Here is a 20,051-nt window from a genome sequence, read left to right on the forward strand (position 1 = left end):
TGTGTATGGCATAAGCCTGCTTAACCTGAACGACGACGGTTGCGCGGTGCGCCGCCGCCAGAACGGCGTGGGCCGTTACCTGGACGCGTGCGTGTCAGGCGCAATGCCTTCGGCAAATCGCTCATCAGCGCATCCGGGTTGTACTTGCTCTGCGGAATCGAGTGACCGATATAGGTTTCGATAGCCGGCAGGTTCAGCGCGTACTCTTCGCAAGCGAGGCTGATGGAATGGCCGCTGAGGCCAGCACGACCGGTACGACCGATACGGTGAACGTAATCTTCACAATCATCTGGTAGATCGTAGTTAAAGACGTGCGTCACGGCAGGAATGTGCAGGCCGCGGGCAGCAACGTCCGTCGCGACCAGAATATCGAGGTCACCACGGGTAAATTCTTCCAGAATACGCAGGCGTTTTTTCTGTGCCACGTCGCCGGTCAGTAGACCAACGCGGTGACCATCGGCAGCCAAATGGCCCCAGACGTCTTCGCAGCGATGCTTGGTGTTGGCAAAAATAATGGCGCGATCTGGCCATTCTTCTTCCAACAGCGTTTGCAGCAGACGCATCTTCTCGTCGTTGGACGGATAGAAGAGCTCTTCTTTAATGCGGTGCCCGGTTTTCTGTTCCGGTTCCACCTCCACATACTCGGCGTTATTCATTTGCTCGAACGCCAGTTCACGTACGCGGTAAGAAAGAGTCGCGGAGAACAGCATGTTCAGGCGCTGGTTAGCCTGCGGCATGCGACGGAACAGCCAACGGATATCTTTAATAAAGCCCAGATCGTACATACGATCCGCTTCATCCAACACGACAACCTGAATTGCCGCCAGGTTGATGTAGTTCTGCTTCGCGTAGTCAATGAGACGACCGGTGGTGCCGATCAGAATGTCGACGCCGCTTTCCAGCACTTTCAGCTGTTTGTCGTAACCATCGCCGCCGTATGCGAGACCCAGCTTCAGGCCGGTGGCCGCTGCCAACGGTTCTGCATCAGCATGGATTTGAACAGCCAGTTCACGCGTTGGAGCCATAATCAGCGCACGCGGTTGGTTAACCTGGCGGTTCTCAGCAGCAGGGTGAGAGAGAAGATAATGGAACGTTGACGTCAGAAACGCCATCGTTTTGCCGGTTCCGGTTTGCGCCTGTCCTGCAACATCACGTCCTGCCAGCGTCAGCGGGAGTGCGAGTGCCTGAATAGGGGTGCAATGATGAAACCCTTTCTTTTCAAGGGCTTCTATCACCTGAGGGTGCAGGGCGAAGTCGGAAAACTTCTGTTCTGTTAAATGTGTTTTGCTCATAGTGTGGTAGAATATCAGCTTACTATTGCATTAAGAAAGCGTATCCGGTGAAATAACGTCAACCTTTTAGTTGGCTAAAGCAACATCAACCTGACGTTGCTCGTTGATTAATGCTACACCAACACACCAGGCTTATTCCTGTGGAGTTATATATGAGCGATAAAATTATTCACCTGACTGACGATAGTTTTGACACGGACGTACTCAAAGCTGACGGGGTTACCCTCGTTGATTTCTGGGCAGAGTGGTGTGGTCCGTGCAAAATGATTGCCCCGATTCTGGATGAAATCGCTGAAGAGTTCGAAGGTAAGCTGACCGTTGCAAAACTGAACATCGACCAGAACCCGGGCACTGCGCCGAAATACGGCATTCGCGGTATCCCGACTTTGCTGCTGTTCAAAAACGGTGAAGTCGCTGCGACCAAAGTGGGCGCGTTGTCTAAAGGCCAGCTGAAAGAATTCCTCGAAGCAAACCTCGCCTAATCCGGCACTGGGTTGAAGTGGCGTCCGCTGTTCCGAAAATGTCGGGACCGCTGGACGCCCGCCCTGAGTCGTGCTAAGTTAACGTTGACTTCGTTTTAAACATACCTTATGTAGTTTGAATCTGATTTAGCCAATACTTCCCGTACCACATCTTTATACGCGTGAAGTTGATAGATTTCAGGCATATCACTCTTTCTTTCCGTCTCGTCGTTTCAGTTCTGCGTCCTTTCTTTTGACCAGGCAGCGTACAGGCATGAGTTGATGGCCGCAAACAGGCATGGATGACCCTGCCATACCATTCACAACATACGTTCGAGATTTACCCCTCACACCACTATGAATCTTACCGAATTAAAGAATACGCCGGTTTCTGAGCTGATTACTCTCGGCGAAAATATGGGGCTGGAAAACCAAGCCCGTATGCGCAAACAGGACATCATATTTGCCATCCTGAAGCAGCACGCGAAGAGTGGCGAAGATATCTTTGGCGACGGTGTGCTGGAGATTCTGCAGGATGGATTTGGTTTCCTCCGTTCCGCAGACAGCTCCTACCTCGCCGGTCCCGATGACATCTACGTTTCCCCCAGCCAAATCCGCCGTTTCAACCTCCGTACAGGTGACACCATTTCCGGTAAGATTCGTCCTCCTAAAGAGGGTGAGCGTTACTTTGCATTGTTGAAAGTTAACGAAGTTAACTACGACAAGCCGGAAAATGCGCGTAACAAAATTCTGTTCGAGAACTTAACGCCGCTGCACGCGAATTCTCGTCTGCGTATGGAACGTGGGAATGGCTCAACTGAAGACTTAACCGCTCGCGTACTGGATCTGGCATCGCCGATCGGTCGTGGCCAGCGTGGTCTGATTGTCGCACCGCCGAAAGCCGGTAAAACGATGCTGCTGCAGAACATCGCGCAGAGCATCGCGTACAATCATCCAGACTGCGTGTTGATGGTTTTGCTTATCGACGAACGTCCGGAAGAAGTGACCGAGATGCAGCGTCTGGTTAAAGGTGAAGTTGTTGCTTCTACCTTTGATGAGCCAGCCTCTCGTCACGTTCAGGTTGCTGAGATGGTTATTGAGAAGGCTAAACGCCTGGTCGAGCACAAGAAAGACGTTATCATTCTGCTCGATTCAATCACTCGTCTGGCTCGTGCCTACAACACCGTCGTACCGGCTTCCGGTAAAGTACTGACCGGTGGTGTGGATGCGAACGCTCTGCACCGTCCGAAACGCTTCTTCGGTGCTGCGCGTAACGTGGAAGAGGGTGGTAGCCTGACTATCATCGCTACCGCTCTGGTTGATACCGGTTCTAAAATGGATGAAGTTATCTACGAAGAATTTAAAGGTACCGGCAACATGGAACTGCATCTGGCGCGTAAAATCGCTGAGAAGCGCGTGTTCCCTGCTATCGACTACAACCGTTCTGGTACGCGTAAAGAAGAGCTGCTTACCACTCAGGAAGAGCTGCAGAAAATGTGGATCCTGCGCAAAATCATCCATCCAATGGGTGAAATCGACGCGATGGAATTCCTCATTAATAAGCTGGCGATGACCAAAACCAACGACGATTTCTTCGATATGATGAAACGTTCGTAAGTTTCGCGAGACTTAAAAACGCCACGCAACTGCGTGGCGTTTTTGTTTTAGTGCATACTTAAAGCCAGTTTCTGCGATGACAGAGCACATTTATTCCGAATCTCTCTCATTCATCTTCATTTTTTGGTTAGAATACAAACATCTCCCGTAAAACTCAGCCTGATTCCTCTTCTGGAGAATCGCTATCGTGGGTATACTTTCGCTAATAATTTTCCCAGAGAGCACGCATTGTGAATTTACTGACAGCATGCGCTGATCTGATCAGTATTTTTTTGTTCACAACCTTATTCCTTTTTTTCGCGCGCAAGGCAGCTAAAAAGGTGGGTTTAGTGGATAAACCCAATTTCCGTAAACGTCACCAGGGAATGATCCCTCTGGTCGGCGGAATTTCTGTGTTCGCAGGAGTGTGTTTCGCCTTCGGTTTGGTTGATTACTACATTCCCCACGCGAAGTTGTATCTGAGCTGCGCTGCTGTACTGGTGGCGGTTGGTGCTCTAGACGATCGCTATGACATCAGCGTTAAGTTTCGCGCGATGGTTCAGGCTATCGTTGCCGTTCTGATGATGGTTCAGGGGAAATTATACCTGAGCAGTCTGGGCTACATCTTTGGTTCCTGGGAGCTCGTTCTCGGTCCGTTCGGCTACTTCCTTACCTTGTTTGCAGTCTGGGCCGCTATCAATGCCTTCAACATGGTTGATGGTATCGACGGCCTGCTGGGCGGACTTTCAAGCGTTTCCTTTGGCGCAATGGGGATAATCCTGTGGTTGGATGGCCAGTACAGCCTCGCCATGTGGTGCTTCGCGATGATTGCGGCGATCCTCCCTTACGTTCTGTTGAATCTGGGGCTGCTTGGACGTCGGTATAAGGTTTTCATGGGAGACGCGGGCAGCACGTTGCTCGGTTTTACTGTCATCTGGATATTACTGGAAACGACCCAGGGGAAAACCCATCCGATAAGCCCGGTCACCGCGCTGTGGATTATTGCTATTCCGTTGATGGATATGGTTGCCATCATGTTCCGTCGTTTACGCAAAGGAATGAGTCCCTTCTCCGCCGACAGGCAGCATATTCATCACCTGATCATGCGGGCAGGTTTTACCTCCAGGCAGGCTTTTGTGCTGATTACACTTGCTGCTGCGCTGCTAGCGGCCATTGGAGTAGTTGGCGAATATACGCGAATTATTCCAGAATGGGGCATGTTACTCCTGTTTATACTTGCCTTTTTTATGTACGGTTACTGCATAAAACGCGCATGGAAAGTGGCGCGCTTCATCAAAAGAGTGAAGCGGCGAATTCGTCGGCATAGCGATAAAACGCACCATTTAACCAAATGAATCTGGAAGAGAGATGACACAACAATTACCGGGAGCAAACTCAGTGAGCGCTGAAAATGAGCTGGATATTCGCGGTCTGTTTTGCACGCTATGGGCCGGAAAACGCTGGATCGCAGGCATTGCCTTTTTGTTTGCTCTGATTGTGCTTGTCTATACCTTCTTTGCCCGGCAAGAGTGGAGCGCTACCGCTATCACTGACCGGCCGACGGTCAACATGCTGGGGGGCTACTATTCCCAGCAGCAGTTTTTACGCAATCTGGATATCAAGGCGAATTTGGCGAGCCCCGATCAGCCTTCAGCCATGGATGAATCGTATAAAGAGTTCATCATGCAGCTGGCGTCATGGGATACCCGCCGCGAGTTCTGGTCGCAAACGGACTACTACAAGCAGCGTCAGTCAGGAAATGCGCGTGCCGATGCCGCACTGCTGGATGACTTAATTAATGATGTACAGTTCATGCCGGGTGACCCGCTGAAAAGCGTGAACGACAGCATCAAGCTGGTGGCAGAAACGGCCCCGGATGCTAACAATCTGCTGCGCCAATATGTGGCCTTTGCCAGCCAGCGAGCTGCAGGACACTTGAATGATGAACTGAAAGGTGCGTGGGCGGCACGTACCATTCAGATGAAGGCGCAGGTTAAGCGCCAAGAAGAGGTTGCTCAGTCCATTTTCGATCGCAATATTCACAGCGTTCAGCAAGCATTGAAAGTGGCGCAGCAGAACAATATTTCCCGCAGCGAAACGGATGTTCCGGCAGAGCAGCTGCCTGACTCCGAATTGTTCCTGCTCGGTCGCCCTATGCTGCAGGCAAGACTCGAAAATCTACAATCTGTTGGTCCTGATTTTGATCTCGACTACGACCAGAATCGTGCGATGCTGACCACGCTCAATGTTGGTCCAACTCTCGACCCTCGTTTTCAGACCTACCGTTATTTACGTACACCGGAAGAGCCGGTAAAACGCGACAGTCCGCGTCGCGTCTTTCTGATGGTAATGTGGGGCATTGTCGGTGCGCTGATTGGCGCGGGCGTTGCGTTGGTGCGTCGTCGCACACAGTAACATGCACTTCGTGGCGAGGCGGATTACGCCGTCGCCACCTATTCAAAGAGAATTGATGTGAAAGTATTAACCGTATTTGGCACACGTCCAGAGGCGATTAAAATGGCGCCGCTTGTCCATGCTTTGGCAAATGATCCACATTTTGAAGCCAAAGTCTGCGTCACGGCACAGCATCGGGAAATGTTGGATCAGGTGCTAAAGCTGTTTTCCATCGTTCCTGATTACGATCTCAACGTGATGAGTCCAGGGCAGGGACTGACGGAAATCACCTGCCGGATCCTACAGGGCCTAAAACCGGTACTGGAATCCTTCAAGCCTGATGTTGTGCTGGTGCACGGTGATACCACCACTACCATGGCCGCGAGCCTGGCCGCTTTTTATCAGCGTATCCCGGTCGGACACGTTGAGGCAGGTCTGCGCACGGGGGATCTCTATTCTCCATGGCCGGAAGAAGCCAACCGCACCATGACGGGCCATTTGGCGATGTACCAATTCGCGCCGACGGAAAATTCCCGTCAGAATCTTCTGCGCGAGAACATTTCTGAGCAGGGCATCGTCGTGACGGGCAATACCGTGATTGACGCGCTCTTCTGGGTGCGCGACCGCGTGCTGGCTGATGAGTCCTTACGCAGCGAACTGGCTGGCCGTTATCCATTCTTAGACAGCGACAAAAAGCTTATCCTGGTCACGGGCCATCGTCGCGAAAGCTTCGGTCAGGGCTTTGAGCAGATTTGCCATGCGCTGGCAGAAGTGGCCGCAGAAAACCCGGAGGTTCAGGTCGTTTATCCTGTACATCTCAACCCGAACGTAAGCGAGCCGGTTAATCGTATTCTTGGCCATGTAGACAATGTCTTCCTGATTGAACCGCAGGACTACCTGCCGTTCGTCTGGCTGATGAATCGTGCCTGGTTGATCCTCACTGACTCCGGCGGGATTCAGGAAGAAGCCCCATCGCTGGGTAAACCGGTGCTGGTAATGCGCGACACCACCGAGCGCCCAGAGGCCGTAGATGCCGGAACCGTCCGTCTGGTGGGTACCGATCGTCAGAACATAGTGAATGAAGTTACGCGATTGCTGCGTGACGAGAAGGAGTATCAGGCGATGAGTCGGGCCCATAATCCTTATGGTGACGGCCAGGCCTGTAGTCGAATTTTGTCAGCCCTCAAACACAATCAGGAAACACTATGAGTTTTTCGACCCTCTCTGTCATCGGCCTTGGCTATATCGGACTGCCAACGGCAGCGGCATTTGCCTCACGGCAGAAACAGGTGGTGGGTGTGGATATCAATCAGCACGCGGTAGACACCATCAACCGCGGTGAAATCCATATCGTTGAACCCGATCTCGGTCAGGTCGTCAAAGCGGCGGTCGAAGGCGGCTATCTGCGCGCTAGCACGATGCCGGTTGAAGCCGATGCCTACCTGATTGCCGTGCCTACGCCGTTTAAAGGCGATCATGAGCCTGACATGGCATTTGTCGAAGCGGCCGCGCGGTCTATTGCGCCGGTGCTCAAGAAGGGCGCGTTGGTAATCCTCGAGTCCACCTCTCCAGTGGGTGCGACGGAGCAGGTAGCCGAGTGGCTGGCAGAAATGCGTCAGGACTTGAGCTTCCCGCAGCAGGCTGGCGAACAGGCTGATGTGAATATTGCCTACTGTCCGGAGCGTGTACTGCCGGGCCAGGTGATGGTCGAACTCATTAAAAACGATCGAGTGATTGGCGGTATGACCCCCGTTTGCTCTACGCGAGCAAGCGAGCTCTACAACATCTTCCTCGAAGGGGAATGTGTGGTGACGAACGCGCGTACAGCAGAAATGTGCAAACTCACGGAAAACAGCTTCCGTGACGTGAATATCGCGTTTGCCAACGAACTGTCGCTGATTTGTGCCGATCAGGGGATTAACGTCTGGGAGCTGATTCGCCTCGCGAATCGTCATCCGCGCGTTAACATTCTCCAGCCAGGACCGGGAGTGGGCGGACACTGCATCGCCGTTGACCCGTGGTTCATCGTGGCGCAGAACCCGCAGCATGCGAGATTGATTCGCACCGCGCGTGAAGTGAACGATCATAAACCGCATTGGGTAATGAATCAGGTGAAAACGATGGTCGCCGATTGTCTGGCCGCCAGCGATAAGCGTGCCAGTGACGTCAAAATTGCCTGTTTCGGGCTGGCATTCAAACCGAATATTGATGATCTGCGTGAAAGCCCGGCGATGGAAATCGCGACGCTGATTGCTGACTGGCACAGTGGTGAAACGCTGGTGGTCGAGCCCAACGTTCATCAACTGCCGAAAAAACTCACTGATAAAGCCACGCTGGTTTCTCTGGATGACGCCCTGAATGATGCCGACGTACTGGTGATGCTGGTCGATCACAAGCAGTTCAAAGCTGTAGACGGTGACAGTATCAAGCAGACGTTTGTGGTGGACACCAAAGGAGTGTGGCGGTGAAAAAGATTCTGGTGACCGGCGGTGCGGGCTTTATTGGTTCCGCCGTGGCGCGTTACATCATCAGTGAAACCACCGACAGCGTTGTCGTGGTCGATAAGCTGACCTACGCCGGAAATCTTGCCTCGCTTGCCCCTGTTTCGCAAAGCGATCGCTTCGCCTTTGAGCAGGTCGATATCTGCGACCGTCAGGGGCTGGACGGCATTTTTGCCCGTCATCAGCCCGACATGGTCATGCACCTGGCGGCAGAAAGTCATGTCGATCGTTCTATTGACGGTCCTGCGGCGTTCATCGAAACCAACATTCTTGGCACTTATACACTATTAGAAGCGGCGCGCGGCTGGTGGAATACTCTGGCAGACGATAAAAAATCGGCGTTCCGTTTCCATCATATCTCCACTGATGAAGTGTATGGCGACCTGCACGGCAGCGATGATTTCTTCACCGAAACCACGCCGTATGCGCCAAGCAGCCCTTATTCAGCGTCGAAAGCCGGTAGCGATCATCTGGTGCGGGCATGGCTGCGAACTTATGGTCTGCCAACGCTGGTCACCAACTGTTCGAATAACTACGGGCCGTATCACTTCCCGGAAAAGCTTATCCCGCTGACGATTTTGAATGCTCTGGCGGGCAAGGTGCTACCGGTTTATGGCAATGGGCAGCAGGTGCGCGATTGGCTTTATGTGGAAGATCACGCCCGCGCGCTGTACCGCGTGGTGACTACCGGTGTGGTGGGCGAGACTTACAATATCGGTGGCCATAACGAACGTCAGAATATTGATGTGGTTCGCACCGTCTGTGCACTGCTTGAAGAGTTGGTACCGCAAAAGCCTGAAGGCGTGGCCAGGTATCAGGATTTGATCACCTACGTGACAGACAGACCTGGGCATGATGTGCGTTATGCCATCGATGCGGCAAAAATTGAACGCGAACTGGGCTGGACGCCGGAAGAGACATTTGAAACCGGAATGCGCAAAACGGTGCAATGGTACCTTGCGAATCAGGCCTGGTGGCAACAGGTTCTGGATGGCAGTTATCAGGGCGAGCGCCTCGGCCTGAAGGGTTAACTCTACCGGGAGGACATATGAAAGGCATTATTCTGGCCGGCGGTTCCGGCACCCGCTTGCATCCTATCACCCGCGGTGTTTCCAAACAGCTGCTGCCCATTTACGACAAACCGATGATCTACTACCCCCTGTCAGTGCTCATGCTGGCGGGGATCCGTGAGATTTTGATCATCACGACACCTGAAGATATAAGCTACTTCCAGCGTCTGTTGGGTGATGGGTCTGAATTTGGTATCGAGCTGCATTATGCCGAGCAGCCAAGTCCTGATGGTCTGGCGCAGGCGTTTATCATCGGTGAAACTTTCCTGAACGGGGAACCTTCGTGCCTGGTGTTGGGCGATAATATCTTCTTCGGCCAGGGCTTCAGCCCGAAATTGCGTAGCGTTGCCGCGCGTGCCGAAGGCGCAACCGTCTTTGGCTATCAGGTAATGGATCCTGAACGTTTCGGCGTGGTTGAATTCGACGACAATTTCCGCGCAATTTCGCTGGAGGAAAAGCCCAAAGAGCCAAAGTCTAACTGGGCGGTCACCGGCCTCTATTTCTATGACCACAACGTGGTGGAGTACGCCAAACGCGTGAAACCTTCAGAGCGCGGTGAGCTGGAAATTACCTCCATTAACCAGATGTATCTCGATGACGGTAAGCTAACCGTGGAGCTTCTCGGACGTGGATTTGCGTGGCTGGATACAGGTACTCACGACAGCCTGATTGAGGCCAGCATGTTCGTGCAGACGGTCGAAAAACGTCAGGGATTCAAAATTGCCTGCCTGGAAGAAATTGCCTGGCGCAACGGCTGGCTTGATGATGACGGCGTAAAACGCGCGGCCAATCAATTAGCCAAAACTGGCTATGGTCAATATCTGCTGGAGCTGCTTCGTGCTCGCCCGCGCCAGTATTGATCCCCTTGACTGGGAAACGCAGTTTTTTGGTATCAGCAGCGCCATTGTTCGCATGAATGATGATGCACCGGAACTTCACGCCGAAGAACTGGCGAACTGGTCGCGCGTGCAGGCGAAAATCCCGGCGCAGCGCACCGACTGGCTTGATGCGTTGCAAGCGATCGGTTTTCAGCTGGTGGAAGGTGAAATTGACTTCCGGCTAACGGTGACGGATAGCGTTGACCCACAGGCTGAGATTGCCACCGAAGAGGACATTCCTCGGCTGCGAGAATTTGCCGCACAGGCGTTTGCACAGAGCCGCTTTCGCGCGCCCTGGTACGCCAAAGATGCCAGTGGCCGTTTTTACGCGCAGTGGATTGAAAATGCAGTGCGTGGCACGTTCGATCATCAATGCCTGGTTTTCCGCGATGAGAACGCGACTATCCGCGCCTTTGTTTCTTTGCGTCAGCTGAATGACAGCGAGGCCCGGATTGGGCTGCTGGCAGGGCGCGGGGCGGGTGATATTCTCATGCAGGCTGCTGTGCATTGGGCGCATACGCGCCGACTGAATACGCTGCGGATAGCGACCCAAATGGGCAATGCCGCGGCACTTAAACGTTACATTCAAAGCGGTGCTGTCCCCGAAAGTACCGCCTATTGGCTATACAGGTGACACGATGATTCCTTTTAACGCACCGCCGGTTGTAGGTACAGAGCTCGATTACATGCAGTCGGCCATGGGCAGCGGCAAACTGTGCGGCGATGGTGGCTTTACCCGTCGCTGCCAGCAGTGGATGGAGCAACGTTTCGGCAGTGCCAAAGTGCTGTTAACCCCATCCTGCACCGCATCGCTGGAAATGGCAGCCTTGCTGCTGGATATCCAGCCTGGTGATGAAGTCATCATGCCGAGTTACACTTTCGTGTCCACGGCTAACGCCTTCGTGCTGCGTGGCGCAAAAATCATTTTTGTCGATGTGCGTCGCGATACCATGAACATTGACGAAGCGCTGATTGAAGCGGCGATCACCGAGAAAACGCGAGTCATCGTGCCGGTGCATTATGCTGGCGTGGCCTGTGAAATGGACACCATCATGGCGCTCGCCAAAAAGCATAACCTGTTCGTGGTGGAAGATGCCGCCCAAGGCGTGATGTCGACTTACAAAGGCCGCGCGCTGGGCACCATCGGGCATATTGGCTGCTTTAGCTTCCATGAAACCAAAAACTACACCGCCGGTGGTGAAGGCGGCGCAACGCTGATCAATGATCGTAAACTGATTGAGCGTGCCGAAGTCATTCGCGAGAAAGGTACCAATCGCAGTCAGTTCTTCCGCGGGCAGGTCGACAAATACACCTGGCGCGATATCGGTTCAAGTTACCTGATGGCCGATTTGCAGGCGGCGTATCTGTGGGCGCAACTGGAAGCCGCAGATCGTATTAATCAGCAGCGTCTTAGCCTGTGGCAAACCTATCACGATGCGCTGAAACCGCTGGCTGACGCCGGCCGTATTGAGCTGCCGACGATTCCAGCCGACTGCGTGCATAATGCGCACATGTTTTACATCAAGCTGCGTGACGAAGCTGATCGCGGCAAGCTGATTTCCTGGCTGAAAGAGGCCGAGATCCTCGCGGTGTTCCACTATATCCCGCTGCACTCATCCCCGGCGGGCGAAGCGTTTGGCGAGTTCCACGGTGAAGACCGCTTCACCACGCAGGAAAGTGAGCGTTTGCTCCGTCTGCCGCTGTTCTACAATCTGGCGGCGGTGAATCAGCGCACGGTGATTAACTCTCTGCTTAGCTTCTTCGCCTGATGTCGCTGGCAAAAGCGTCTGTCTGGACTGCGGCCAGCACGCTGGTCAAAATTGGTGCGGGTCTGCTGGTGGTCAAACTGCTGGCAGTGACCTATGGGCCGTCTGGTGTAGGCCAGGCGGGTAACTTCCGTCAATTGGTGACGGTGCTCGGCGTGCTCGCTGGAGCGGGGATTTTCAACGGCGTCACTAAGTATGTCGCGCAGTATCACGACGACCCCGAGCATCTGCGCAATGTAGTCGGCACCTCGTCAGCGATGGTGCTGGGTTTCTCCACGCTGTTGGCCATCATCTTTGTTGTTGCCGCTGCGCCCATCAGCCAGGGGCTGTTCGGGCATACCCATTATCAAGGGTTAGTGCGGCTGGTGGCGCTGGTCCAGATGGGCATTGCATGGGCCAACCTGCTTCTGGCGTTGCTCAAAGGTTTTCGCGATGCATCCGGAAACGCACTGTCTCTCATTGCCGGTAGCTTAATTGGTGTAGCAGCGTATTTTCTTAGCTGGCATTTCGGTGGCTATGAAGGCGCGTTGCTGGGCATTGCCTTAGTCCCTGCGCTGGTTGTACTGCCAGCCGCAGTGATGATGGCGAAGCGCAGAGCGATTCCGTTTGCCTACCTGAAACCACGGTGGGATGCGTTTTATGCCGGACAGCTGGGAAAATTTACGGTAATGGCGTTGATCACATCGGTGACGCTGCCGGTGGCATATGTGATGATGCGAAACCTACTGGCTGCGCATTACAGCTGGGATGAGGTGGGGATCTGGCAGGGCGTGAGCAGCATTTCCGACGCCTACCTGCAGTTTATTACCGCCTCATTCAGCGTCTATTTGCTGCCAACGCTTTCGCGGCTGACCGAGAAATCAGACATTACGCGTGAAATTGCGAAAGCGCTGAAGTTCGTACTGCCGGCGGTAGCCGCGGCGAGTTTCACCGTCTGGCTGCTGCGTGATTTTGCTATCTGGCTGCTGTTTTCTGCGAAGTTTACCGCAATGCGCGATCTCTTCGCGTGGCAGTTAGTCGGCGATGTGCTGAAAGTGGGCGCTTATGTGTACGGCTACCTGGTGATCGCCAAAGCGTCGCTGCGGTTCTACGTACTGACGGAAATTAGCCAGTTCACGTTGCTGACCGCATTTTCGCATTGGCTGATCCCCGCGCACGGTGCACTCGGCGCGGCGCAAGCCTATATGGCGACCTATATCGTTTATTTTGTGCTGTGTAGCAGCGTATTTTTAATTTGGCGTAAACGGGCATGACTGTACTGATACACGTACTGGGATCGGATATCCCGCACCATAATCAAACCGTTCTGCGGTTTTTTAGTGAAGAACTGGCGGACGGTTGCGAGCACGCCCGCGAATTTATGGTGGTGGGCAATGAAAGCGAGCTGCAAGCCGCAGGCCCGAACCTCTCGCTGCGTTTTTATGCAGACAAGAAAGCGTTGGCTACCGCAGTTGTCGAGAAAGCGAAAGCCGACCGTACGCAGCGGTTTTTCTTCCATGGGCAGTTCAACACCGGCCTTTGGCTGGCGCTGTTATCCGGCGGTATCAAGCCCGCGCAGTTTAACTGGCATATCTGGGGCGCTGACCTGTATGAAGTTTCTCGTGGCCTGAAGTTCCGTCTCTTTTATCCGCTTCGCCGGATGGCGCAGGGGCGTGTGGGTTGTGTTTTCGCCACACGAGGCGATTTGAATACCTTCGCCAAAGTACATCCGCGGGTACAAGGTGAATTGTTGTATTTCCCGACGCGCATGGATTCGTCGTTAAACGACATGGAAACGGCGCGTCACGAAGCGCAAACGCTGACCGTACTCGTCGGCAACTCCGGCGATCGCAGCAACGATCACATCGCGGCGCTGAAGGCTATTCATCAGCAGTTTGGTGACACCGTTAATGTGGTGGTGCCGATGGGCTACCCGGCGAATAACGACGAATACATTCGCGAAGTTCGCGCGGCAGGTGAAGCGTTATTCAGCGTGGAACACCTACAGATCCTCGGGGAAAAGCTGGAGTTTGACGATTATCTGGCCCTGCTTCGCCGCTGCGACCTGGGCTACTTCCTGTTCCCACGCCAGCAGGGGATCGGCACGCTGTGTTTGCTTATTCAGGCGGGGGTTCCGTGTGTGTTGAACCGGGAGAATCCGTTCTGGGAAGACATGGCCGAGCAGCACATTCCGGTGCTGTTCACTACTGATACACTGGACGTCGCCGTGGTGCGTGAAGCGCAACGACAACTGGCGAGTGTCGATAAAACACAGATAGCGTTTTTCCGCCCAAACTATCTGGAACCATGGCATCGCGCGCTGCAGATTGCAGCAGGAGAGGCGCAATGAGCCTGATGCAGTTTACTGGCCTGTTTGTGGTCTGGCTGTTTTCATCGCTGTTTATCGCCACGCTGACGTATTTTGAGTTTCGTCGGGTGCGCTTTAACTTTAACGTCTTCTTCTCAATGCTGTTTTTATTGACGTTTTTCTTCGGCTTCCCACTGTCGATGACACTGGTGTTTCGCTTTGACGTCGGTGTCGCGCCGCCTGAAATTCTGCTGCAGGCGCAGCTGTCGGCGGCCTGTTTTTACGCGATGTACTACGTGGCGTACAAAACGCGCCTGCGTGCGGCACGTACTCAGAAGGAACGTCGTCCGTTATTCACCATGAATCGGGTGGAAACCCACCTGGCCTGGATGACGCTGGCGCTGATTGCATTGTTGAGCGTCGGTGTATTCTTCGCGCACAACGGTTTCTTGCTGTTCAAGCTGCACTCCTATAGCCAGATTTTCTCCAGCGAAGTCTCCGGCGTGGCGCTCAAGCGCTTCTTCTACTTCTTCATCCCGGCGATGCTGGTCGTCTATTTCCTGCGTCAGGACAGCAAAGCGTGGATCTTCTTCCTTGTCAGCACCGTGGCGTTTGGTCTGTTGACCTACGTGATCGTCGGCGGCACGCGCGCCAATATCATCATCGCCTTTGCTATCTTCCTGTTCATCGGCATCATTCGCGGCTGGATTTCGCTGTGGATGCTGGCGGCGGCGGGTGTGTTAGGGATTGTCGGCATGTTCTGGCTGGCATTGAAACGCTATGGGATGAATGTGAGCGGCGACGAAGCGTTTTACACTTTCCTGTATCTGACGCGCGACACCTTCTCGCCATGGGAAAACCTGGCGCTGCTGTTGCAGAACTACGACAAAATCGACTTCCAGGGGCTGGCGCCGATTGTCCGCGATTTCTATGTCTTCATTCCGAGCTGGCTGTGGCATGACCGGCCGAGCATCGTACTCAATACCGCCAACTACTTTACCTGGGAAGTGCTGGATAACCATTCCGGGCTGGCGATTTCACCGACGCTGATTGGCTCGCTATTGGTGATGGGCGGCGCATGGTTTATCCCGCTGGGTGCGGTGGTCGTGGGGCTGATTATCAAATGGTTTGACTGGCTGTATCAGCTGGGCAACCGTGAAACGAACCGCTATAAAGCGGCGATTCTGCACAGTTTCTGTTTTGGCGCTATCTTCAACATGATTGTGCTGGCCCGCGAAGGACTCGACTCATTCGTTTCCCGTGTGGTCTTTTTCCTGGTGATTTTCGGGCTCTGCCTGCTGGTCGCCAAATTGCTTTACTGGCTGCTGGACAGTGCCGGGCTTATCCATAAACGCTCAAGGCCGCAGCCACAACCTCTGGTTTGATAAGGGAACACATGACGGATTCAACCGTTGCGCCGCTTTATGCCGTGCGCGGCCTGCAGCTGATTGGCTGGCGTGATATGGCGCATGCGCTGGACTATCTCTATGCCGATGGGCATATGAGACAGGGGACGCTGGTGGCGATCAACGCGGAGAAAGTACTGGCGGCGGAAGACAACGCCGAGGTGCGTACGCTTATTGACGCCGCAGAGTTTAAATATGCCGACGGGATAAGCGTCGTACGTTCGATTCGCAAGAAATACCCGAAGGCCAACGTGTCACGCGTGGCCGGAGCCGACCTTTGGGAAGCGCTGATGGCTCGCGCGGGCGCGGAAGGCACACCGGTATTTCTGATTGGTGGCAAGCCGGAAGTGCTGGCGCAAACCGAAGCCAAACTGCGTCAACAGTGGAACGTGAATATTGTTGGCAGCCAGGACGGGTATTTTAACGCGGAAGAGCGGCAGGCACTTTTTGAGCGAATTCAGGTCAGCGGCGCGAAGATTGTCACCGTGGCGATGGGCTCACCAAAGCAAGAAATATTGATGCGTGACTGTCGTTTGGTTCATCCTGATGCGCTGTATATGGGCGTGGGCGGTACCTATGACGTCTTCACCAGCCATGTAAAACGTGCGCCTAAGATATGGCAAAAACTGGGGCTGGAATGGCTCTACCGCTTGCTGTCGCAGCCGAGTCGCATTGGCCGGCAGTTGCGCCTGTTGCGCTATCTTCGCTGGCACTACACCGGCAATCTTTGATCTCCCTTCCTAAAAATGTATTGCACAACAATTGTGCAATACATTCGCATAACTAATACTTTATTTGCCATTTCACCCTTTTTATTCAACCATTCGCACCCTTAAAAGTCGGCACGCCTGTTGATGCCAGACATTCCACGGTATGACATCTGTTCATAACAATAACCAGCAACGACCGGAAAGCGGCAAACACGCGAGGATCTATGGCTGAGAAAGAACCAGTGCTACAGCGAGGGCTGGAAGCGCGACACATTGAATTAATTGCCCTGGGCGGCACCATCGGCGTTGGGCTGTTTATGGGCTCCGCAAGCACCCTAAAATGGGCGGGTCCTTCGGTTTTACTGGCGTACATTATCGCCGGCCTCTTTGTGTTCTTCATCATGCGTTCGATGGGCGAAATGCTGTTTCTCGAACCGGTCACTGGCTCGTTTGCCGTTTACGCGCATCGCTACATGAGCCCATTTTTTGGTTATCTCACCGCGTGGTCTTACTGGTTTATGTGGATAGCGGTCGGCATTTCAGAGATAACCGCCATCGGGGTTTACACCCAGTTCTGGTTCCCGGACATGGCACAGTGGATACCGGCGCTTATCGCCGTGGCGCTGGTGGGATTAGCGAATCTCGCGGCGGTGCGTTTGTACGGCGAACTGGAATTCTGGTTTGCGATGATCAAAGTCACCACCATTATCGTGATGATCGTCGTGGGGCTTGGGGTGATTTTCTTTGGCTTCGGCAACGGCGGCCACGCGCTGGGCTTCGGTAATCTGACCGAACACGGCGGTTTCTTTGCCGGCGGCTGGAAGGGTTTCCTGACGGCGTTGTGCATTGTGGTGGCATCGTATCAGGGCGTGGAGCTGATTGGCATCACCGCCGGTGAAGCGAAAAACCCGCAGGTCACCCTGCGCAGTGCGGTGGGCAAAGTCCTGTGGCGTATTTTGATTTTCTACGTCGGCGCTATTTTCGTTATCGTCACCATTTTTCCGTGGAATGAAATTGGCAGTAGCGGCAGTCCATTCGTGCTGACCTTTGCCAAAGTCGGGATCACAGCGGCGGCGGGCATCATCAACTTTGTGGTGCTGACGGCGGCACTTTCCGGCTGCAACAGTGGAATGTACAGTTGTGGCCGCATGCTGTACGCGTTGGCGAATAACCGCCAGCTTCCATCGGCGATGGCGAAAGTCTCGAGGAACGGTGTGCCGGTGGTGGGCGTGGCGGTGTCGATTGTCGTGCTGCTGCTTGGCTCATGTTTGAACTACATCATTCCCAATCCGCAGCGGGTGTTTGTGTACGTCTACAGCGCCAGCGTGCTGCCGGGTATGGTGCCATGGTTTGTTATCCTGATTAGCCAGCTGCGTTTTCGTGAGGCGCACAAGCAGGCGATGGCGAGCCATCCGTTCCGATCGGTACTGTTCCCGTGGACCAACTATTTGACGATGGCTTTCCTGATTTGTGTGCTGGTCGGCATGGGCTTTAACGACGACACGCGCACATCGCTGTTTGTCGGCGTTCTTTTCCTGGTAATTGTGACAGTGCTTTACAAAGTGTTAGGCCTCAATCGGACTGATAGCACCCAGAAATTGCAGGAATAAGCGACAAAACGTGCAAAGCATAACCAAACGGAAAATTTCTTTAAAAAGACACTAGACAGCACAGCATGAAGTCCGTAATATCCGACCCCGCAACGGCGCTAAGCGCCCGTAGCTCAGCTGGATAGAGCGCTGCCCTCCGGAGGCAGAGGTCTCAGGTTCGAATCCTGTCGGGCGCACCATTTACCCGGTGCTGGAGCTGCGGTGGTCTGTGATGTAAAGACAGGGCCGCGTGAAAGAATATCAGTGGTGGCTATAGCTCAGTTGGTAGAGCCCTGGATTGTGATTCCAGTTGTCGTGGGTTCGAATCCCATTAGCCACCCCATTAATTTTGAGTTCAGTGGCAATGCGAAGGTGGCGGAATTGGTAGACGCGCTAGCTTCAGGTGTTAGTGTTCGTAAGGACGTGGGGGTTCAAGTCCCCCCCCTCGCACCACAACTTAAAATTAAATAGAATTGAACGAAAATTCAAAAAGCAGTATTTCGGCGAGTAGCGCAGCTTGGTAGCGCAACTGGTTTGGGACCAGTGGGTCGGAGGTTCGAATCCTCTCTCGCCGACCAATTTTGAACCCTGCTACGGCAGGGTTTTTTCTATCAAGAATTGAACAAAAATTCAAAAAGCAGTACATCGGCGAGTAGCGCAGCTTGGTAGCGCAACTGGTTTGGGACCAGTGGGTCGGAGGTTCGAATCCTCTCTCGCCGACCACATTCGAAAAAACCGCTCTTTTGAGCGGTTTTTTTTTGTCTGTAGCCCGGAGAGGATGAAGAAGCTCCGGGGGAAGGAGGTTCGAGCCGAGCGAAGCGAGACAACGTTGCTTTAGCAGCGGCCCGGAGGGCGAGCCACGTAGTGGCGAGTTATCCTCTCTCGCCGACCACATTCGAAAAAACCGCTCTTTTGAGCGGTTTTTTTACGTCTGTAGCCCGGAGAGGATGAAGAAGCTCCGGGGGAAGGAGGTTCGAGCCGAGCGAAGCGAGACAACCTTGCTTTAGCAACGGCCCGGAGGGCGAGCCACGCAGTGGCGAGTTATCCTCTCTCGCCGACCCATTTTGAGCTTCGTTTTGGCTTTTTTTTCTATTCTGTACCTGGTGTTTCTGCCCTTTAAAAAATATTTTTCCGCTCGGATTTTCTCGTTGTCAAATATGTCTCCAGACGGCGACATTTAATTCCCTGATTTCATGCGACATCGCCTTTTCTGTATTCCAGCGTCTCCGTTTGGCGACATCTCATTTATTCCTAAAGCGGCTAACCCCCTGATATTGAGGGTACAAGAGTGGCGTGACGTGTGTAATAATATCTGTGTAGATGCTCATTCCATCTCTTATGTTCGCGTTTACGCCTCATAAACTCAGGAATGACGCAGAGCCGTTTACGGTGCTTATCGTCCACCGACAGATGTCGCTTCGGCCTCATCAAACACCATGGACATAACGTTGAGTGAAGCACCCTTTGTTGTCAAAAAGACCTGTTTTAACGCCTGCCCTGTTTTCAGTGCAGGCGTTTTTTTATGGGTTACGTTCGGTAGCGGAATAAGACGGCGGCCACTAACAATAATGCGCAGAATGAAACGCCCCACAGCGTATAAATTGCGCCAAGCTGGCTCGGTAGCATTACCGTGATAGACGTCGCGAGGGTGGCGCTGAGGGTTTGCCAGCGCCAGGCTTTTGCGCTGGCGGAGGAAACGTCATCTTCGGTGAACTGTTGCAGCACGCTGAACGTCCCCACCGCGAAGACCACATTTGACGCCAGGTGAGCGATAAAAATGGCTCCCAGCGCCGCAGCGGTCAATTTCGACAACATCAGCATCATGATGTAGGCGAGCAGAAATATCCAACCCAGCGGCAGCTACGCCAGCCCGGCAGTATCATCCGTGCGCCAACGTGGGCAGAAGCGCCATCGCCAGAGTGCCAACAGGCCGAGTAATTCGCAGCAAATGAGCAACTGCAGGAGAGGGTGAGTGCGGCACAATCTTTCGCCAATAAGACTGCCCAGAAAGCCGGGCATGGTCGCCAACAGCCAGGCGAGCGTTAACGTTGTCGGTGAGGCCTGCCAACGCAATAGCTGACCGAAAACGACGACCTGCATC

18 protein-coding genes, 5 tRNA genes and 2 other RNA genes are annotated in these 20,051 nt (G+C 53.7%); 22 read left to right on the forward strand and 3 right to left on the reverse strand.

Annotated elements, in window-relative coordinates:
• Positions 1-20: 20 nt before the first annotated feature.
• Positions 21-1,292, reverse strand: coding sequence for an ATP-dependent RNA helicase RhlB (rhlB, locus tag MUU46_RS01375; protein ID WP_110512141.1), 1,272 nt, complete (start codon positions 1,290-1,292; stop codon positions 21-23).
• 152 nt (positions 1,293-1,444) lie between these two features.
• Here rhlB and trxA point away from each other — a divergent pair, with 152 nt between their 5' ends.
• From trxA to MUU46_RS01485, 22 genes are all read left to right on the forward strand, one after another.
• Positions 1,445-1,774 carry a thioredoxin TrxA gene (gene trxA, locus MUU46_RS01380; RefSeq protein ID WP_097164566.1) on the forward strand — a complete coding sequence of 110 codons (330 nt, stop codon included), beginning with the start codon at positions 1,445-1,447 and terminating at the stop codon, positions 1,772-1,774.
• Positions 1,775-2,110: 336 nt separating this feature from the next.
• Complete coding sequence (gene rho, locus MUU46_RS01385; protein ID WP_049839510.1) at positions 2,111-3,370, forward strand: transcription termination factor Rho; 1,260 nt, start codon at positions 2,111-2,113, stop codon at positions 3,368-3,370.
• Positions 3,371-3,600: 230 nt separating this feature from the next.
• Complete coding sequence (gene wecA / locus MUU46_RS01390) at positions 3,601-4,704, forward strand: UDP-N-acetylglucosamine--undecaprenyl-phosphate N-acetylglucosaminephosphotransferase (RefSeq protein WP_159761649.1); 1,104 nt, start codon at positions 3,601-3,603, stop codon at positions 4,702-4,704.
• 13 nt (positions 4,705-4,717) lie between these two features.
• On the forward strand, positions 4,718-5,764 hold the full coding sequence (wzzE, locus tag MUU46_RS01395) for an ECA polysaccharide chain length modulation protein (RefSeq protein ID WP_159761650.1): 1,047 nt from the start codon (positions 4,718-4,720) through the stop codon (positions 5,762-5,764).
• Positions 5,765-5,821: 57 nt separating this feature from the next.
• Entirely contained in the window at positions 5,822-6,952 is a 1,131-nt protein-coding gene (gene wecB / locus MUU46_RS01400) for a non-hydrolyzing UDP-N-acetylglucosamine 2-epimerase (RefSeq protein WP_159761651.1), read from the forward strand.
• Complete coding sequence (wecC, locus tag MUU46_RS01405; protein ID WP_258964550.1) at positions 6,949-8,211, forward strand: UDP-N-acetyl-D-mannosamine dehydrogenase; 1,263 nt, start codon at positions 6,949-6,951, stop codon at positions 8,209-8,211. Before wecB ends, wecC begins: the two co-directional genes overlap by 4 nt.
• Positions 8,208-9,275 (forward strand): dTDP-glucose 4,6-dehydratase, encoded by a 1,068-nt coding sequence (gene rffG, locus MUU46_RS01410; RefSeq protein WP_258964551.1) that lies wholly within the window; start codon positions 8,208-8,210, stop codon positions 9,273-9,275. The genes wecC and rffG overlap by 4 nt, the downstream gene beginning before the upstream one ends.
• Before the next feature lie 17 nt (positions 9,276-9,292).
• Positions 9,293-10,174, forward strand: a complete 882-nt coding sequence (gene rfbA / locus MUU46_RS01415) for a glucose-1-phosphate thymidylyltransferase RfbA (RefSeq protein ID WP_159761654.1) — start codon at positions 9,293-9,295, stop codon at positions 10,172-10,174.
• Positions 10,152-10,826, forward strand: a complete 675-nt coding sequence (rffC, locus tag MUU46_RS01420; RefSeq protein WP_258964552.1) for a dTDP-4-amino-4,6-dideoxy-D-galactose acyltransferase — start codon at positions 10,152-10,154, stop codon at positions 10,824-10,826. Before rfbA ends, rffC begins: the two co-directional genes overlap by 23 nt.
• A 4-nt stretch (positions 10,827-10,830) precedes the next feature.
• The gene (gene rffA, locus MUU46_RS01425; protein ID WP_258964553.1) at positions 10,831-11,961 is read left to right on the forward strand and encodes a dTDP-4-amino-4,6-dideoxygalactose transaminase; all 1,131 of its coding nucleotides are present in this window, start codon (positions 10,831-10,833) and stop codon (positions 11,959-11,961) included.
• Complete coding sequence (wzxE, locus tag MUU46_RS01430; protein WP_258964554.1) at positions 11,961-13,211, forward strand: lipid III flippase WzxE; 1,251 nt, start codon at positions 11,961-11,963, stop codon at positions 13,209-13,211. The genes rffA and wzxE overlap by 1 nt, the downstream gene beginning before the upstream one ends.
• Positions 13,208-14,287, forward strand: a complete 1,080-nt coding sequence (locus MUU46_RS01435; protein ID WP_258964555.1) for a TDP-N-acetylfucosamine:lipid II N-acetylfucosaminyltransferase — start codon at positions 13,208-13,210, stop codon at positions 14,285-14,287. Before wzxE ends, MUU46_RS01435 begins: the two co-directional genes overlap by 4 nt.
• The gene (gene wzyE / locus MUU46_RS01440; protein ID WP_159761659.1) at positions 14,284-15,630 is read left to right on the forward strand and encodes an ECA oligosaccharide polymerase; all 1,347 of its coding nucleotides are present in this window, start codon (positions 14,284-14,286) and stop codon (positions 15,628-15,630) included. The genes MUU46_RS01435 and wzyE overlap by 4 nt, the downstream gene beginning before the upstream one ends.
• Before the next feature lie 11 nt (positions 15,631-15,641).
• Entirely contained in the window at positions 15,642-16,382 is a 741-nt protein-coding gene (gene wecG / locus MUU46_RS01445) for a lipopolysaccharide N-acetylmannosaminouronosyltransferase (protein WP_258964556.1), read from the forward strand.
• Between the two features lie 203 nt (positions 16,383-16,585).
• Positions 16,586-17,971, forward strand: coding sequence for a bifunctional threonine/serine APC transporter ThrP (gene thrP / locus MUU46_RS01450; protein ID WP_258964557.1), 1,386 nt, complete (start codon positions 16,586-16,588; stop codon positions 17,969-17,971).
• A 102-nt stretch (positions 17,972-18,073) separates the two neighbouring features.
• A tRNA-Arg gene (locus MUU46_RS01455) sits at positions 18,074-18,150 on the forward strand.
• A 67-nt stretch (positions 18,151-18,217) separates the two neighbouring features.
• Positions 18,218-18,293 (forward strand) — tRNA-His (locus tag MUU46_RS01460).
• A gap of 23 nt (positions 18,294-18,316) precedes the next feature.
• Positions 18,317-18,403, forward strand: a tRNA-Leu gene (locus MUU46_RS01465).
• 48 nt (positions 18,404-18,451) lie between these two features.
• Positions 18,452-18,528, forward strand: a tRNA-Pro gene (locus MUU46_RS01470).
• A gap of 68 nt (positions 18,529-18,596) precedes the next feature.
• Positions 18,597-18,673 (forward strand) — tRNA-Pro (locus tag MUU46_RS01475).
• A 34-nt stretch (positions 18,674-18,707) separates the two neighbouring features.
• A non-coding RNA gene (locus MUU46_RS01480) (RtT sRNA) lies at positions 18,708-18,842 on the forward strand.
• A gap of 34 nt (positions 18,843-18,876) precedes the next feature.
• A non-coding RNA gene (locus MUU46_RS01485) (RtT sRNA) lies at positions 18,877-19,011 on the forward strand.
• Positions 19,012-19,477: 466 nt separating this feature from the next.
• Here the strand turns inward: MUU46_RS01485 and MUU46_RS22875 are convergent.
• Positions 19,478-19,765 carry a hypothetical protein gene (locus MUU46_RS22875; protein WP_309582931.1) on the reverse strand — a complete coding sequence of 96 codons (288 nt, stop codon included), beginning with the start codon at positions 19,763-19,765 and terminating at the stop codon, positions 19,478-19,480.
• Between the two features lie 45 nt (positions 19,766-19,810).
• Entirely contained in the window at positions 19,811-20,050 is a 240-nt protein-coding gene (locus MUU46_RS22880) for a hypothetical protein (protein ID WP_309582932.1), read from the reverse strand.
• Between the last annotated feature and the right edge of the window lies 1 nt (position 20,051).

The sequence above is a fragment of the Scandinavium tedordense genome (genome assembly GCF_024764965.1).
GTDB classification, from domain to species: Bacteria; Pseudomonadota; Gammaproteobacteria; order Enterobacterales; family Enterobacteriaceae; genus Scandinavium; species Scandinavium tedordense.

Bases quoted from the DNA above. Each gene is read 5' to 3' on its own strand.
- wzzE (WP_159761650.1), top strand. From the start codon at position 4,718: ATGACACAACAATTACCGGGAGCAAACTCAGTGAGCGCTGAAAATGAG.
- thrP (WP_258964557.1), top strand. From the start codon at position 16,586: ATGGCTGAGAAAGAACCAGTGCTACAGCGAGGGCTGGAAGCGCGACAC.
- rfbA (WP_159761654.1), top strand. From the start codon at position 9,293: ATGAAAGGCATTATTCTGGCCGGCGGTTCCGGCACCCGCTTGCATCCT.
- wecC (WP_258964550.1), top strand. From the start codon at position 6,949: ATGAGTTTTTCGACCCTCTCTGTCATCGGCCTTGGCTATATCGGACTG.
- MUU46_RS22875 (WP_309582931.1), bottom strand. From the start codon at position 19,765: ATGTTGTCGAAATTGACCGCTGCGGCGCTGGGAGCCATTTTTATCGCT.
- rhlB (WP_110512141.1), bottom strand. From the start codon at position 1,292: ATGAGCAAAACACATTTAACAGAACAGAAGTTTTCCGACTTCGCCCTG.
- MUU46_RS22880 (WP_309582932.1), bottom strand. From the start codon at position 20,050: ATGCAGGTCGTCGTTTTCGGTCAGCTATTGCGTTGGCAGGCCTCACCG.
- trxA (WP_097164566.1), top strand. From the start codon at position 1,445: ATGAGCGATAAAATTATTCACCTGACTGACGATAGTTTTGACACGGAC.
- wzyE (WP_159761659.1), top strand. From the start codon at position 14,284: ATGAGCCTGATGCAGTTTACTGGCCTGTTTGTGGTCTGGCTGTTTTCA.
- wecG (WP_258964556.1), top strand. From the start codon at position 15,642: ATGACGGATTCAACCGTTGCGCCGCTTTATGCCGTGCGCGGCCTGCAG.
- rho (WP_049839510.1), top strand. From the start codon at position 2,111: ATGAATCTTACCGAATTAAAGAATACGCCGGTTTCTGAGCTGATTACT.
- rffA (WP_258964553.1), top strand. From the start codon at position 10,831: ATGATTCCTTTTAACGCACCGCCGGTTGTAGGTACAGAGCTCGATTAC.
- wzxE (WP_258964554.1), top strand. From the start codon at position 11,961: ATGTCGCTGGCAAAAGCGTCTGTCTGGACTGCGGCCAGCACGCTGGTC.
- MUU46_RS01435 (WP_258964555.1), top strand. From the start codon at position 13,208: ATGACTGTACTGATACACGTACTGGGATCGGATATCCCGCACCATAAT.